13 protein-coding genes and 3 pseudogenes are annotated in these 14,148 nt (G+C 69.9%); 8 read left to right on the top strand and 8 right to left on the bottom strand.

Annotation, left to right across the window (positions count from 1 at the left end; genetic code table 11):
- Positions 1-29: 29 nt before the first annotated feature.
- Both K9S39_RS09725 and K9S39_RS09730 read right to left on the bottom strand, forming a co-directional pair.
- Entirely contained in the window at positions 30-1,178 is a 1,149-nt protein-coding gene (locus K9S39_RS09725; protein ID WP_248862949.1) for an NAD(P)/FAD-dependent oxidoreductase, read from the bottom strand.
- A 77-nt stretch (positions 1,179-1,255) separates the two neighbouring features.
- Positions 1,256-2,620 (bottom strand): aminopeptidase P family protein, encoded by a 1,365-nt coding sequence (locus K9S39_RS09730; RefSeq protein ID WP_248862951.1) that lies wholly within the window; start codon positions 2,618-2,620, stop codon positions 1,256-1,258.
- Between the two features lie 129 nt (positions 2,621-2,749).
- Between K9S39_RS09730 and K9S39_RS09735 the strand changes: the two genes are divergently transcribed.
- The 5 genes from K9S39_RS09735 to K9S39_RS09755 are packed head-to-tail and all read left to right on the top strand — an operon-like array spanning position 2,750 to position 8,431.
- Positions 2,750-4,486, top strand: a complete 1,737-nt coding sequence (locus K9S39_RS09735) for an ABC transporter substrate-binding protein (RefSeq protein ID WP_248862952.1) — start codon at positions 2,750-2,752, stop codon at positions 4,484-4,486.
- 12 nt (positions 4,487-4,498) lie between these two features.
- Complete coding sequence (locus tag K9S39_RS09740) at positions 4,499-5,443, top strand: ABC transporter permease (RefSeq protein ID WP_248862953.1); 945 nt, start codon at positions 4,499-4,501, stop codon at positions 5,441-5,443.
- Positions 5,440-6,426 (top strand): ABC transporter permease, encoded by a 987-nt coding sequence (locus K9S39_RS09745; protein WP_248862955.1) that lies wholly within the window; start codon positions 5,440-5,442, stop codon positions 6,424-6,426. Before K9S39_RS09740 ends, K9S39_RS09745 begins: the two co-directional genes overlap by 4 nt.
- Positions 6,426-7,454 (top strand): ABC transporter ATP-binding protein, encoded by a 1,029-nt coding sequence (locus tag K9S39_RS09750; protein ID WP_248862957.1) that lies wholly within the window; start codon positions 6,426-6,428, stop codon positions 7,452-7,454. Before K9S39_RS09745 ends, K9S39_RS09750 begins: the two co-directional genes overlap by 1 nt.
- Positions 7,451-8,431 (top strand): ABC transporter ATP-binding protein, encoded by a 981-nt coding sequence (locus tag K9S39_RS09755; RefSeq protein ID WP_248862958.1) that lies wholly within the window; start codon positions 7,451-7,453, stop codon positions 8,429-8,431. The genes K9S39_RS09750 and K9S39_RS09755 overlap by 4 nt, the downstream gene beginning before the upstream one ends.
- Positions 8,432-8,494: 63 nt before the next feature.
- On the opposite strand, the gene K9S39_RS09760 is transcribed toward K9S39_RS09755, so the two are convergent.
- Positions 8,495-9,682, bottom strand: coding sequence for a M6 family metalloprotease domain-containing protein (locus K9S39_RS09760; RefSeq protein ID WP_248862959.1), 1,188 nt, complete (start codon positions 9,680-9,682; stop codon positions 8,495-8,497).
- Between the two features lie 100 nt (positions 9,683-9,782).
- On the opposite strand from K9S39_RS09760, the gene K9S39_RS09765 reads away from it, so the two are divergent.
- Complete coding sequence (locus K9S39_RS09765) at positions 9,783-10,748, top strand: LysR family transcriptional regulator (protein WP_248862961.1); 966 nt, start codon at positions 9,783-9,785, stop codon at positions 10,746-10,748.
- A 93-nt stretch (positions 10,749-10,841) separates the two neighbouring features.
- Here the strand turns inward: K9S39_RS09765 and K9S39_RS09770 are convergent.
- Positions 10,842-10,982: pseudogene (locus tag K9S39_RS09770) on the bottom strand (amino acid kinase family protein); the annotation flags it as partial.
- A gap of 163 nt (positions 10,983-11,145) precedes the next feature.
- Positions 11,146-11,340 (bottom strand): (2Fe-2S)-binding protein, encoded by a 195-nt coding sequence (locus tag K9S39_RS09775; RefSeq protein WP_248862962.1) that lies wholly within the window; start codon positions 11,338-11,340, stop codon positions 11,146-11,148.
- A 241-nt stretch (positions 11,341-11,581) separates the two neighbouring features.
- On the opposite strand from K9S39_RS09775, the pseudogene K9S39_RS09780 reads away from it, so the two are divergent.
- Positions 11,582-11,734, top strand: a pseudogene (locus K9S39_RS09780) (aldose epimerase family protein); the annotation flags it as partial.
- Between the two features lie 76 nt (positions 11,735-11,810).
- Here the strand turns inward: K9S39_RS09780 and K9S39_RS09785 are convergent.
- The 3 genes and pseudogenes from K9S39_RS09785 to K9S39_RS09795 all read right to left on the bottom strand — a co-directional run.
- Entirely contained in the window at positions 11,811-12,119 is a 309-nt protein-coding gene (locus K9S39_RS09785) for a helix-turn-helix domain-containing protein (RefSeq protein WP_248862964.1), read from the bottom strand.
- Between the two features lie 13 nt (positions 12,120-12,132).
- Complete coding sequence (locus K9S39_RS09790) at positions 12,133-12,864, bottom strand: LysR substrate-binding domain-containing protein (RefSeq protein ID WP_248862966.1); 732 nt, start codon at positions 12,862-12,864, stop codon at positions 12,133-12,135.
- Positions 12,865-13,025: 161 nt separating this feature from the next.
- A pseudogene (locus K9S39_RS09795) lies at positions 13,026-13,154 on the bottom strand (helix-turn-helix domain-containing protein); the annotation flags it as partial.
- Positions 13,155-13,426: 272 nt separating this feature from the next.
- Between K9S39_RS09795 and K9S39_RS09800 the strand changes: the two are divergent.
- Positions 13,427-14,146 carry a tRNA-dependent cyclodipeptide synthase gene (locus K9S39_RS09800; protein WP_248862967.1) on the top strand — a complete coding sequence of 240 codons (720 nt, stop codon included), beginning with the start codon at positions 13,427-13,429 and terminating at the stop codon, positions 14,144-14,146.
- Positions 14,147-14,148: the final 2 nt, after the last annotated feature.

The following is a 14,148-nucleotide window of genomic DNA, read 5'->3' on the forward strand; positions in this document are numbered from 1 at the left end:
CGTTCGGGACTCGTCGGGGGCGGAGCCGGTCAGGCCGCGGCCGGGAAGCGGCCGGGGCCGAACGGGGTGATGTCCATCGGCGGTTCGGCGCCCGTCAGCAGCCGAGCGATCAGCAGTCCGGTGGCCGGGGCGAGTCCGATGCCCGCGCCTTCGTGACCGCAGGCGTGCAGCAGCCCGGGGGCATGGGGATCGGGGCCGATCGCGGGCAGATGGTCGGGCAGATACGGCCGGAACCCCGCGTACGTCCGGATCGCCCTCACCCGGGTCAGCACCGGGAACAGCGCCGTGGCCTGGGCGGCGAGGCGCCGGAGCACCTCCGTCGACAAGGTGCGGTCGAAGCCGACCCGCTCGCGGCTGGCGCCGATGAGGACCGGGCCTGCCGGGGTGCCCTCGACCACAGCCGAGGTCTGGAGCGCCGCCGCATCGCTCGCCACATCGGCCACATAGTCCGCCGCGTACACCTTGTGGCGCACCACGCGGGGCAGTGGCTCGGTGACCAGCACGAACCCGCGCCGGGGAAGGACGGGCAGGTTCACCCCCGCCAGCCGGGCCAGTTCACCACCCCAGGCCCCGGCCGCGTTCACCACGTATGGGGCGTGCACATCGCCGGCCGGGGTCCGTACGCCGCGCACCTCGCCGTTCGCGCCGGTGAGGATGCCGGTGACCTCCTCACCAAGCCGGAGGCGGGCACCCGAGGCGCGGAGCAGATGGGCGGCGGCGAGGGCGGGCTGGACCTGGGCGTCCTGGGGGTAGTGGACGCCGCCCGCCAGGCCCGGGGCGAGGTGCGGCTCCAGCTCGTTCAGCCGGTCGGCCGGGACCTCGTGCGCCGTGACGCCCGCCCGCCGCTGCGCCGCGGCGAAGGTCCGCAGCGCACGTATCCTCGCCGCGTCCGAGGCGACGACCAGGCCGCCCTTCGTCTCGTACTCGATCCGGGGCGGGAGCAGTTCGGCCAGCTCCCGCCACAACCGCGTGGAGAGCAGGGCCAGTTCCAGCTCGGGGCCCGGTTCCTTGTCGGAGACCAGGAGATTCCCCTCGCCGCCCCCCGTGGTCCCGCCCGCGACGGAGCCACGGTCGATCACGGTGACGGAGAGGCCGCAGCGGGCGGCGTAGTGGGCGCAGGCGGCGCCGACCACTCCCGCCCCGACGACGATGACATCCGCGGAGTTTCTCGTGAGCACGAGAGTAATATTTCACATTGCACTGCGTCTTGCCAAGATCTCCCCGCAACCGGCTTTCGAAGGACTGCCGGGCCCGGTCAGCCGTAGAGCAGCGCGCCCATCCAAGCCTCGACGGCGTCGGGAGTGCGCGGCAGCGCCTGCGACATCAGCCGCGCCCCCTCCGACGTGATCAGCAGATCGTCCTCGATCCGCACGCCGATGCCCCGCAGTTCGGGCGGGAGCGTCTCATCGTCGGGCTGGAGATAGAGCCCCGGCTCGACGGTGAGCACCTGCCCCTCCTCCAGCACGCCGTCCAGGCACGTCTCCGCGCGCGCCCGGGCGCAGTCGTGGACATCCAGACCGAGCATGTGTCCGCTGCTGCACAGCGTGTAGCGGCGGTGGAAGTCACCCTCGGCGCTCTTCAGCACGCCCCACTCCGCCAGCCCCTCCGCGATCACCCGCATGCCCGCCCGGTGGAAGTCGCGAAAGCTCGCGCCCGGCTTCAGTGCGGCGATGCCCGCCTCCTGCGCGGCGAGGACGAGTTCGTAGACCTGGCGCTGTACGGGTGAGAAGCGGCCGGACAGCGGGAGGGTGCGGGTGATGTCGGCGGTGTACAGGCTGTCGGTCTCCACGCCCGCGTCGAGCAGCAGCAAGTCGCCAGGGTCCAGCGGCCCGTCGTTGCGGATCCAGTGCAGGACGCAGGCGTGCGCGCCGGACGCCGCGATGGTCTCGTACCCGGTGCCGTTGCCCTCCGCGCGGGCGCGCAGCTGGAAGATCCCCTCGATCCAGCGCTCACCGCGCGGGTGCGCGAGCGCGCGCGGCAGCGCCCGTACGACGTCCTCGAATCCGGCGGTCGTATGGTCCACGGCCAACTGCAGCTGGGCGACCTCCCAGGCGTCCTTGACCAGACGCAACTCGCTCAGGACGGAGGCCAGTTGGGCGTCGTTCGGCGCGTCGCGCCCCGGCGGCGGCTGTCTGTACGCGTCCAGGTGCGCGCAGCGGATGCCGGTCATCCGCTCGGCCTCGGCGAGGTCGGGGCGCCGGCCGACCCAGAACTCGCCGTAGCGCCGGTCCCGGTAGAACTCCGTACCGCTGCGCGGTGAGCGCGGCCGTATGTACAGCACCGCCTCGTGGCCGTGCGGACCGTCCGGCTCCAGGACCAGCACATGGCCCGCCTGGTCCTCGCCGGTCAGGCCGGTGAGCCAGGCGTAGGCGCTGTGCGGGCGAAAGCGGTGGTCGCAGTCGTTGGAGCGGACCTTGAGCTCTCCGGCGGGGACGATCAGCCGCTCGCCGGGGAAGTGCGCGGACAGCCTGGCCCGGCGAGCGGCCGCCGGGTCCGCCGCGGGCAGCCGGATGCCGGAGGGCAGCGGGGTGGCCGACCAGTCACCGGTCATGAAGCGTTCGAGCTCCGGCGACACGGGGAGGTCGTGACTCACGGTCCCGGGGGCGGCTGGTTCCTTCATGCGGGGTCCTCCTCGGACACGGGTGGATAACGCACATCGCCGCTATCTTGCGCAGTGCAATTTCACATTACTATGTTACGGGTCACATTTCAGCTTCCCCAGCTGTCCGACCCGTGCACGGAGACACCCATGAAGAAGCGCAGTTGTACCGCCGTCGCCCTCGCCGCGACCCTCGCACTCGGAGCGACCGGCTGTACCGGCGACGACCAGTCGCGGTCGGGTGCCGACCGAAACCCCGCCGCCGAACTCGAAGGCCAGGTCATCGGCGGCACCCCGAAGAAGGGCGGCACCCTGACGGTCCTGTCCCAACAGGACTTCACCCACCTCGACCCGGCCCGCAACTGGGTCATGAGCGACATGGCGTTCGGGACCCGCCTGCTCTACCGCACCCTCGTGACCTACAAGGCGTCCCCCGGCACGGCAGGCGGCGACCTCGTCCCCGACCTCGCCAGCGACCTCGGCACCCCCTCCAACGGCGCCAGGACGTGGACCTTCAAGCTGAAGAAGGGGATCACGTACGAGGACGGCACACCGGTCACCGCCCAGGACATCAAGTACAACGTCGAGCGCTCCTTCTCGCCCGACCTCCCCGGCGGCGCCGACTACGCCGCCCGCTATCTGGCCGGCGCCGAGGGCTACAAGGGCCCCGCGCACGGCGAGCACCTCGACTCGATCAAGACCCCGGACGACCACACGATCGTCTTCGAACTGCGCAAGCCCTTCGCGGAGTTCCCCAACGTCACCGTCATGCCGACCTTCGCGCCCGTACCGAAGGCCAAGGACAAAGGCCCGCGGTACGACAACCGGCCGTTCTCCTCCGGCCCGTACAAGATCGAGTCGTACGCCCGTGGCAAGAAGCTCGTCCTGGTCCGCAACACCCACTGGTCGCCGGATACCGACGAGGTACGCAAGGCGTACCCCGACAAGCTGGTCGTGGTGATGGGCCTGAAGCAGAACCAGGTCGACGACCGGATGATCGCCAGCCAGGGCGCCGACGCCTCCGCTGTCTCCTGGTACGCGCTGCGCCCGGAGAGCGCGGGGAAGGTGCTGCCCAACGCCGAGGTGAAGAAGCGGATGCTAGCCGAGTCCACCAACTGCACGGACATGGTCCAGATGCACACCGGCCGGGCCCCGTTCGACAATGTCAAGGTCCGGCAGGCGGTGCAGCACGCCCTCGACAAGGACGCCGTCCTCACCGCCTCCGGCGGCCCCGCCTTCAACGACCTGTCCACCGCCTACATGCCCACCACCCTCTTCGACGGCAAGCAGCCCGACACCCTGAAGATCCCCGCCACGGGCGATGCCGAGAAGGCCAAGCAGCTGCTGAAGGAGGCGGGAAAGCCGAACGGCTTCTCCACCAAGATCACCGTGTCGACCGGGGACAAGGGACGGGCCGAGGCGATCCAGCAGTCGCTCGCCAAGGCCGGCATCAAGGTCACCATAGAGACGGTCGACCCGTCCGCGTTCTACGCCACCATCGGCGACACCACGAACCGCACCGACATGGTCTACACGGGCTGGTGCCCGGACTACCCCTCCGGCTCCACCTTCCTGCCCTTCGTCTTCGACGGCCGCTACATCAAGGAGAAGGGCAACTCCGGCAACCACTCCCTCTTCCGCGACAAGGCGACCATGAAGCGGATGGACGAGATCGCCGCGATGACCGACGTCAAGCAGGCGGACAAGGCCTGGCGGCAGCTCGACGGCGAGATCCTCGCCAAGGCCCCGGCCGTCCCGGTGCTGATGCGCCGTTGGCCGCTGGTGCTCGGCACCAACATCGCGGGCGCGTACGGCCAGACCTCCTTCGGCGGACAGCTCGACTACGCCACCGTCGGTCTCAAGGACCCGGCCAAGAGCAAGAGCTGAGGTCCCCGCACCATGACTTCCCTCAACACCTCAGCCGCGGCGGCCCCCGCCGCCCTCGCGGGCAGCAGCCCCTGGCAGCTCGCCCGCAGGGAGCTGCGCCGCCGCACCTCCGTGAAGGTCTCCCTCGGCGTCGTCTCCCTCTTCCTCCTCATGGCGGTGGGCGCCCCGCTGCTGAGCGCGCTCGGCGGCTGGTCGCCCGAGGAGTTCGACAAGTCCGCCGTCGACCCGTACCTCGGCGGCCAGCCGATCGGTCCGCTCGGCGGCGTCTCCGCCGACCACTGGCTCGGGGTCGAACCCGTCACCGGCCGCGACCTGTTCGCCCGGGTCGTGCACGGCGCGCAGGTCTCGCTGCTCATCGCCTTCGCCGCCACCGCGATCGTGGTCATCGTCGGTACGGCGGCCGGGATCGCGGCCGGCTACTTCGGCGGCCGCACCGATGCCGTGCTCTCCCGGCTGATGGACCTCACCATGTCCTTCCCCTCCCTCATCTTCATGATCGCGATGATGTCGGTGGCGAAGGACGTCAACCGGATCCTGCTGATGACCGTCGTCATCGGCCTCTTCGGCTGGCCCGGTGTCGCCCGCGTCGTCCGCGGCCAGACGCTCTCGCTCAAGCACCGCGAGTACGTCGACGCCGCCCGCGTCGGCGGCTCCGGCGCCTGGCGGATCCTCACCCGCGACATCCTCCCCGGCGTCTCCGGGCCGGTCATCGCCTACACCACCCTGATCATCCCCGGGATGATCGCCACCGAGGCGGCGCTGAGCTATCTCGGCGTCGGCGTCCGGCCGCCCACCCCCTCCTGGGGCCAGATGATCGCCGAGAGCGTCGCCTTCTACGACACGGATCCCATGTACTTCGTCATCCCCAGCACCTGCCTCTTCCTCACGGTGCTCGCGTTCACGCTGCTCGGTGACGCGCTGCGCGACATCCTCGACCCGAGGGGCAGCCGCACATGACCCTCTACCTCGGCCGCAGGCTGCTCGGCGTCATCGGCGTCCTGATCGCCATCGCCGCCGTCACCTTCACCATCTTCTACGTCCTGCCCTCCGACCCCGCGGCCGCCGCCTGCGGCAAGTCGTGCAGCGCCGAACGCCTGGCGGCGATCCGCACCCACATGGGTCTCGATCAGCCGCTGCTGCGGCAGTTCGCCGACTTCGTCACCGGCATCTTCACCGGCCGCACCATGGGCAGCGGCCAGTACGCCCTGCACTGCGACTTCCCCTGCTTCGGCTACTCGTACGAGAACAGCGAGGCCGTGTGGGACCTGCTGATGGACCGCCTCCCGGTCTCCGCCTCGCTCGCGCTGGGCGCCGCCGTGCTCTGGCTGCTGCTCGGCCTGACCGCCGGAGTCGCCGCGGCTCTGCGCAAGGACACCCTCACCGACCGCGTCCTGATGGTCGGCGCCGTCGCCGCGGCCTCGCTGCCGGTCTACTTCACCTCGATGATGCTGATCTACGGCCTGATCCGGGTCGCGGGCCTGCTCCCGTACCCGCAGTACGTGCCGTTCGGCGAGGACCCCGCCCACTGGGCGTCCAACCTGCTGCTGCCCTGGTTCGCGCTGGCCATCCTCTACGCGGCCATGTACGCGCGCCAGAGCCGCAGTTCGATGATCGAGACGATGGGTGAGCCATTCATCCGCACCGCCCGCGCCAAGGGCCTGCCGCGCCGCACCGTCGTCGTCAAACACGGGCTGCGGGCGGGCATGACGCCGATCCTCACCATCTTCGGCATGGATCTGGGCGGGCTGCTCGCGGGCGCCGTCATCACCGAGTCCATCTTCGGACTCCCCGGCATCGGGCGGCTCTTCTACGGTGCGCTCTCCACCGGTGACCAGCCGGTCATCCTCGGCGTCACGCTCCTCGCCGCCACCTTCATCGTCGTCGCCAACCTGGTCGTCGACCTGCTGTACGCCGTCGTCGACCCGCGAGTGAGGTTCTGATGGCCGATCCACAGCCGATCCTGGACGTCCACGACCTGACGGTCACCTTCCGCACCGAACGCGGCCCGGTGCGGGCCGTCGACTCGCTCGGTTTCTCCGTGCGCCGCGGACAGACCCTCGGCATCGTCGGCGAGTCCGGTTCCGGCAAGTCCGTCACCTCCCTCGCCGTCATGGGCCTGCACCGGGGCGCCGAGGTCACCGGATCCATCACGCTCGACGGCCGCCAGCTGACCGGGCTCGCCGAGCGCGAGTTGGGCAGGCTGCGCGGCCGCCGGATGGCGATGATCTTCCAGGACCCGCTCTCCAGCCTCCACCCCTACTACACGGTCGGCGAGCAGATCGCCGAACACCACCGCGTCCACTTCGGATCGGGCCGCTCCGCGGCCCGCAGACGCGCCGTCGACATGCTCGGCGAGGTCGGCATCCCGGAACCCGCCCGCCGTGCCGGCGAGTACCCGCACCAGTTCTCCGGCGGCATGCGGCAGCGCGTGATGATCGCCATGGCGCTCGCCTGCGAGCCCGAACTGCTCATCGCCGACGAACCGACCACCGCCCTCGACGTCACCGTCCAGGCCCAGATCCTCGACCTGATCGCCCGCCTCCAGGAAGAGCGCGGACTCGCCGTCATCATGATCACGCACGACCTCGGCGTGGTCGCCCGCGTCGCCCACGACGTGCTGGTGATGTACGGCGGCCGGGCGGCCGAACAGGCCCCGGTGAACGACCTGTTCGCCGCTCCGGCCCACCCGTACACCCGGGGCCTGCTCGACTCCCTGCCCCGACTCGACGACAGCGACGACGAACCGCTGCGGGCCATCCCCGGCAGCCCACCGTCCCTCCTCACCCCCACACCGGGGTGCGCCTTCGCACCGCGCTGCGCCCGGGCGGCGGCCGCCCCGGCGGACGCGCGCGGGCGCTGTGCGGAGGTCCGGCCCCAACTCACCGCCGAGGGCGGGCACGTGGTGGCCTGCCATCTACCCCTGCGGCCGGCCACCACCAAGACCCAGCCCCGCGGAGGCACCCCATGAACAACACCCCAGAGCCCCTGCTCACCGTACGGAACGTGACGATGACCTTCCCCAGCCGCCGACGGCGGGCGGCTCCCGTACGGGCCGTCGACGACATCAGCTTCGAGGTCGCGGCCGGCGAGACCCTCGGCCTGGTCGGGGAGTCCGGCTGCGGCAAGTCCACCACCGGCCGCATGATCGTACGGCTACTGGAGCCCACCACCGGGGCCATCACCTACGGCGGCCGGGACATCAGCCACCTCGGTCAGCGTGAGCTCAGGCCCCTGCGCCGGGACCTCCAGATGGTCTTCCAGGACCCGCACTCCTCCCTCAACCCGCGCCAGACCGTGGCCCGGATCATCTCCGACCCCCTGCTGGTGCAGGGCAGTTCGGCCGCGGAAGCCCGCAAGCGGGCCACGGAGCTGATGGAGCTCGTCGGGCTGATCCCGGAGCACATCGACCGCTATCCGCACGAGTTCTCCGGCGGGCAGGCCCAGCGCATCGGCATCGCCCGCGCGCTGGCCACCGGCCCCCGGCTGGTCGTCGCCGACGAACCGGTCTCGGCCCTCGACGTCTCCGTCCAGGCCCAGATCGTCAATCTGATGCAGCGGCTGCAACGGGAGCTCTCGCTCGCCTATCTCTTCATCGCCCACGATCTGTCGGTGGTGAAGCGGGCCTGTGACCGGGTCGCCGTGATGTACCTGGGCCGCATCGTCGAAATCGGCCGCAAGGAACAGGTGTACGCGGCCCCCGCCCACCCCTACACCCGGGCCCTGCTGTCCGCCGTACCGCTGCCCGACCCCGCAGCCGAGCGGACCCGGGAGCGCATCACCCTGCTCGGCGACCCGCCGAGCCCGGCGGCACCCCCGCCTGGCTGCGCCTTCCACCCGCGCTGCCCCAAGGCCCAGCAGATCTGCCGGACCGAGGCGCCCCTGCTGCGGGTGACGGGGCCGTGGGAGGAGCGGCAGGTGGCCTGCCACTTCCCCGAGGCAGCCTGAAACGGTCTGTGCCCTGGATCCGGGGGGGGATCCAGGGCACAGCCATGGTCTGCTGCTGGTGTCTTACGACTTGGTGATGCGGACGGTATCCCCGTAGCCGTCGGTGGCGGTGACCTCGATCTTCACTCCGGCGTTGCTGTCCTCGAACGACTGGTTGATCCAGTACGGCGCGTCGTCCAGCGGGTGACAGCCGCTCTTCGGCACGTCATTGGGCTTGGCGTCCATCACGCGTATCGGCCCCTCGCCGGTCTTGACGGACGTGTCCACCTTGTAGACCAGGGCGCCGGTCGAGCAGGCGTTCTCGTCGTTGTGGACCGCCCTTCGTGATTCGACGACGTACGCGGTCGTGGAGCTTGTCTTGATCACAGCCAGCTTCTTGTAGCTGGTGTACTCGACGGCGCTCAGATACACGGTGTCCGTGCCCGCCTTGGCCCGGCAGAGGACCTGATCGTCGGCGGTCCAGCCCAGCTTCCAGGAGTGCCAGGCGAAGAACTGCGGACCCTTGCCCGAGACGTTCCCCATCACGTCCCAGCCGCCGATGTAGCGGTGGATGTCGCTGCTGGAGTCGAAGGAATACAGGTCCGGCAGGCCGAAGGTGTGGCCCGTCTCATGGGCCGCCACCTTGGGGCCGAAGTCCCACATGTCCTGGCCGAAGGTGACGGCCCACTTGACGATGGTGTTGTCGGCGCGGATGCCGGTCGTGCCCGGATCGTAGACGTAGGTGGGGGTGAAGGAGATGGCTTTCGCGTTCTTGGTGGCTACGACGTAGACCATGTCGTACTGCGAGAAGTCCACCTTCGGGTCCGCCTTGGTCACGGCGTCCTTGATGTACTCCTCGTGCGTCTCATGCGAGAACCCGCGCTCGAATCCGTACTCGGTGGAGTTCTTCGGCATACGCAGCCATTCGTTGTGCTGGCTGATGTCCAGCCATGTCTTGCCGTACGAGGCCTTCCACATCCAGTCCTTGACCGGTGTGAGCTGGGCGGCGTCGCTGGACGTGGTCTCGGTGGCGGCGGCGTCCGGGAAGTCCGCGAAGAGCATGATGACCTTCTTGGTCCCGGTGGGCCGCTGGAAGACGTTGTAGTCCGTGTTCTGGCCTTCGTCCGTCCATCCGGTGGTGCCGGACAGCCTGCACGAGGACACGGGGTCGGCCGCCTGGGCGGACGGCGTACCCAGCAGGAGCAGGGCGGCAAGCACGGCCGACGCGATCGTCGGCCGCGCGGTCCGCGGGGAGATGGGTATTCGGCTCATCGCTTCACAACCTCCGTGTGAATGACACGTGACATTTGACATAAGGCTGTGACCGCACGGGCCTGTCGGGAAGCTCTCGGCTGTGCATAACATCCGCGCCATGGATCTCGAGGTACGCCATCTGCGAGTGGTGTGCGCCATCGCGGAGTCCGGGAGCCTCACGCGCGCCGCCGCGGCGCTGCGTATGACCCAGCCGGGGCTGAGCGCCCAGCTGCGGCGCATCGAGACGGTGCTGGGCGGGACGCTGTTCGAGCGCGGGCGCGCCGGAGTAGCCCCGACCGCGCTGGGCGAGCTGGTGCTCGGCCGGGCGCGCGCCCTCCTGCCGGGCATCGACGGACTGCTCGCCGACACCGCCCGCGCCGCCCGCTGCCATGCCGCGCCCGCCCGCATCCGGCTCGGCTCGGTGGGCGCGCCCCTGCTGGGGCATCTGATCCTGGCAGTACGGGAACTGCTGCCGGAGGCGGAGGTGACGACGCGCTGCCAGTACTCCTCCCTGCCGCTGCTCGACGACCTCGCCGCCGGCCGTCTGGAGGCGGCCGTCCTCGGCGACAACCCCGGCTGTGAACTGGCGCCCCGGGACGGGGTGATACAGCAGCCGCTGGTCACCGAGCCGGTGTTCGCACTGCTTCCCGCGGCCCACCCCCTGGTGGCGGGGAACGAGGTGAGTCTGGCCCGGCTCATGGAGGAGGAGTGGGCCGTACCCCGCCTCGACAGCGACCGCACCCGCGAGTACTGGTCGTCGATTTTCGCCCTGACCGGCCGGCACCCGCACACACCGTACGAGGCCGAGGGCCGTCAACTGATCGAGATCATCCGGGCGGGCCTGGCCGTCAGCCTCTGCCAGGCAACCTTCATCGAGGTCCCGGGAGTGGTGGTCCGTCCCCTCGCCGGGAACCCGCTGTGGTATCGCCACATACTGGCCTGGCATCGCGACAGCCCACTCGCCGCGCACGGCCCCGAGATCCTGCGCGGGGTCCGCGACGGCTACCTCGCCATCCGCGCCGCCAGCCCGGCGTACGCGGCCTGGCGGGAAGGGTATCCGGGGAAGGCGCCGCTGCCGGAGTGAGACCGCGTCCGCACTCCGTCCGCCCAAGTCCACGGCCGCGCCGGGCAACTGAGACCAGAACTGAGATCACGGCACGTCGAAGGCCCCGACTGTGATCGGTCGGGCGGTGGGCACGATCCGCGGGTCGGCGGTGAAGACGCCGTCGACGTCGGTGTAGATCTCGCACAGGTCGGCGCCGAGGGCCGCGGCCGGCGCGACGGCGGTGGTGTCGGAGCCGCCGCGCCCCAGGGGCGTCACTTCCTGCGTGTCCTGTGGGATTCGGCGTCGGCCACCGAGGAGCCGCCGTACTTCTGCACGACGAGCGCCATCCGTTGTCCTTTCTCCACCCTGCGGGTCCGCGCCCGCAGGGTGTTCGCCCCGGGGCTCGCGCTCGGGCGCCGGGAAACAGCGCCTGGATCTAGAGGTCGAGCAGTTCCTCGACCGTGGAGCTGCAGCCACCGCAGCCTGTGGTGGCCCTGGTTCGTTCCGCGACGGCGGCCAGGTCGGAAGCGCCCGCCGTACGGCAGCGCAGCAGCGCGCCCTTGGTGGCGCCGTTGCACTGGCAGAAGACGGTGTCGCCCAGCAGTACCGCCGGCGCTGGTGGCGCCAACATCCTCGCCAAGATGAACTGCCCCAATCGCACCCAGGCGGCGGCCATCGCCGTACGCGAGGACCTCGTGGCCGCGAACCGTCCCGTCACCTCCAGGCAGTGATAGGCACCGTCCGGCCGCCGCCGAACGGACGCTCCGTGGCGACCGGACCCGTGTCCGGTCGCCACGGTATTGGTCACGAGGGCCTGCACTTCTCCCAGCGACATGGGGCCATCACCCTGGGCGGGCTCTTCCGGGATTCCCGACAAGCGTGTGTGGGGCGTCGAGCCGTTCGTCCAGGGCGCCGAGCGCGGCCTCGTGCTGCGCCGCACCAGCCCGCACGGCGAGATGGGCTACCCGGGCACGCTCCGGGTCGCCGTCACATACACGCTGACCGCGCGCGGCGACTGGCGCATCGCGCCCCGGCCGGACACACCGGTCCGACCACGGTGCGCTCCTGCGGAAGCTGAGCAAGGTACTCGGTCTGTGCGGCCTACCCCTCGCGTGGAGTGGAGGAAGGGGTGTGGGGGTCGGCGTGGGGGGCGCGGGCGGTGACCGCAAGCAGCTGATCGACCAGCGGGAGCAGCGCGTCGGCTCCGTGGAGCAGGAGTCGGCCCGCCGCGGTCGGCGTGGCGCCGTGGTGGCTGCGGTGGAAGACGATGAGGCTGGTGGTCCGTTCGATCCGTTGCAGTCGACGGCTCAGATTGCCCTGGTGGGTGCCCAATTCACGGGCGGCTCCGGCCAGGCTGCCGGTCTCGGCGACAGCTCGCAGGAGGCGCAGGTCGGATATCTCGATCTCCATGGTGGCCAGGTATTCATCGGTCGGTACGGGAGGGGCGGAGTCGTGGACCACCGGCCGTACGGGCGTCCATGGCGGCGGCCCGACCGGTGAGCCGGCCAGGTGTCCCGCTCGCCAGCTCTTGATATGCCTGGCCCAGGAGTTGGACCAGCAGGGGGACCTGTGCCGCGAAGTGGCTGTCGCGGCGGATGGCGACCGCGTGCCGGACCAGCAGCGGCAGGTCGGCGATCTCGCGGTAGACAACTCCCGGGCCCACCGGGCGCATGGGCTGAACGAGCGTCACACAGCGCTGGTGGCGGATCACATCATTGCGCGGGCCGCTGACCGGAATGTCGTGGCTGATGCGCGGGGTGAAGCCGAATGCCCCGCATAAGCGGCGTAGTTCCTCGTGGCATCTGTCCGGTCCATATACGGATATCCAGTCCTCCTCGGCGAGTTCGGCCATGGTGACGGCCGGGGCGGTGGCCAGTGGGTGGTCGGCGGCGAGTGCGAGCAGCACCGGGCTCTCGGCCCATACGATCTCCGAGACCAGGTCGTCGCCCGGCTCGGCGGAGGCGCGCCGCGTGGCGGCCGGCTCGTCGCTGACGCGGTCGCGCAGCGCCACATCGACGTCCCCGGCGCGCAGCAGTCCGGCCATGCTGCGGGAGGAGTCGGCGACGACGATGCGCGGCTGTCCGTTGCCGGGGAGTTGGCGCAGGCTGTGCAGCAGCGGTTCGTGCAGCGCGCTGGTCGCCCAGCAGGCCCGCACGCCGCTGCGCCGCTGCGCCGCTGGAGCCGATGGGCTCGGAGCTGCTCACCGAGGTGGTCGGAAACCCGGATGATCGACTCGGCATGGCTGATCACCTCTGAGCCGAGGGCGGTGGGCCGTACCCCGTTGCAGTCCCGCTCGAAGAGCGGGCCGCCGAGCAGTTGCTCCAGTCGCCGGACCTGGCGGCTCAGCGCCGGCTGGGGAAGGCAGAGTGCTATCGCTGCGCGGTTGAAGCTTCCCGCGTCGGCAATAGCACACAGATTACGTAAGTGTCGGAGCTGGAGGTCCATAGGTCAGAAGATAACCGCGTTTAAGTGGCCGCGACCAGGCCCGGACATGGAATCCGGAGGGGTTTATCGGCGATGCCACGCGCGTAGCGTATCGGGCAGTTCTCGTCGTAACGCAGAGCCTTCCAGCGGCGACCCGAGCCCACCCGAGGGTATGCGTTCACGGCATAACTGGCTGACAGTACCCAGAACCTGCCACATCGAGCGACGATTTGAGTCCCGCAGGCGTTTCCTCTCCCCCACCTTATTGGTCCAGACCAATATGCGAGGAAGTCATGTTCGATGCCCAACCCCTCACCGAGAATTGCTGTGCAGCACAACGAAAAGCATCGCACGCATGCATCGGAGTCAGCCCGTTCAACAGCTACTTCACCACCAAACGACTGGTCGCATTGGCAGACTGGGCATTGTCGAGATTCGACAGCTGCCACTTCTTCGTCCCCGACACGGTCGCGGCCTACACGCTGGAAGCGCTCGGCTATCCGCCGGACCGCGCCCGGCACAAGGCCCAGCGCCAGGGCCAGTACGTGCACAACAAGATCACCACGGCCCTGCGCACCCTGTCGGTCGACGACCCCACCCGGCTGATCCTCGGCATGGCCCGGCTGGACGGTAACCCCCGCTACCGCGAATTGCTGGACCATGCCCACGGACTCTTCGCCGACGACCCGATATTCCAGCAGGCATGCCTGGACGCCGCCCACTGGGTGCTCGACCGCAAACTGCCGCCGGATACGCCGCCGAGCCAGGAGCAGCTCCATCTCGCGGTCCGCTATTTCCTTGCCGAGCTTCCACTATTCGTCGACTCCGGCAGAATAGCCCAGAGCGGGCCTTCGGTGTTCGTTTATCACCATCCCGTGGATTTTTTGGAGCGCCTCTACCGGAATGAGCTGCCCTGGTCACCGGTACCGGGCCAGGGATTCCTGGTCGTACAGGAACGGGAAAGCGCGGGCCCGCGACACGGCGCGCGGCAGACCAGCGAAGCAGAAATCTGATG

Origin of the sequence: Streptomyces halobius (assembly GCF_023277745.1) — a bacterium.
GTDB lineage: Bacteria > Actinomycetota > Actinomycetes > Streptomycetales > Streptomycetaceae > Streptomyces > Streptomyces halobius.

Bases quoted from the DNA above. Each gene is read 5' to 3' on its own strand.
- K9S39_RS09765 (WP_248862961.1), top strand. From the start codon at position 9,783: ATGGATCTCGAGGTACGCCATCTGCGAGTGGTGTGCGCCATCGCGGAG.
- K9S39_RS09775 (WP_248862962.1), bottom strand. From the start codon at position 11,340: ATGTTGGCGCCACCAGCGCCGGCGGTACTGCTGGGCGACACCGTCTTC.
- K9S39_RS09800 (WP_248862967.1), top strand. From the start codon at position 13,427: ATGTTCGATGCCCAACCCCTCACCGAGAATTGCTGTGCAGCACAACGA.
- K9S39_RS09760 (WP_248862959.1), bottom strand. From the start codon at position 9,682: ATGAGCCGAATACCCATCTCCCCGCGGACCGCGCGGCCGACGATCGCG.
- K9S39_RS09745 (WP_248862955.1), top strand. From the start codon at position 5,440: ATGACCCTCTACCTCGGCCGCAGGCTGCTCGGCGTCATCGGCGTCCTG.
- K9S39_RS09735 (WP_248862952.1), top strand. From the start codon at position 2,750: ATGAAGAAGCGCAGTTGTACCGCCGTCGCCCTCGCCGCGACCCTCGCA.
- K9S39_RS09740 (WP_248862953.1), top strand. From the start codon at position 4,499: ATGACTTCCCTCAACACCTCAGCCGCGGCGGCCCCCGCCGCCCTCGCG.
- K9S39_RS09750 (WP_248862957.1), top strand. From the start codon at position 6,426: ATGGCCGATCCACAGCCGATCCTGGACGTCCACGACCTGACGGTCACC.
- K9S39_RS09755 (WP_248862958.1), top strand. From the start codon at position 7,451: ATGAACAACACCCCAGAGCCCCTGCTCACCGTACGGAACGTGACGATG.
- K9S39_RS09730 (WP_248862951.1), bottom strand. From the start codon at position 2,620: ATGAAGGAACCAGCCGCCCCCGGGACCGTGAGTCACGACCTCCCCGTG.
- K9S39_RS09785 (WP_248862964.1), bottom strand. From the start codon at position 12,119: ATGGAGATCGAGATATCCGACCTGCGCCTCCTGCGAGCTGTCGCCGAG.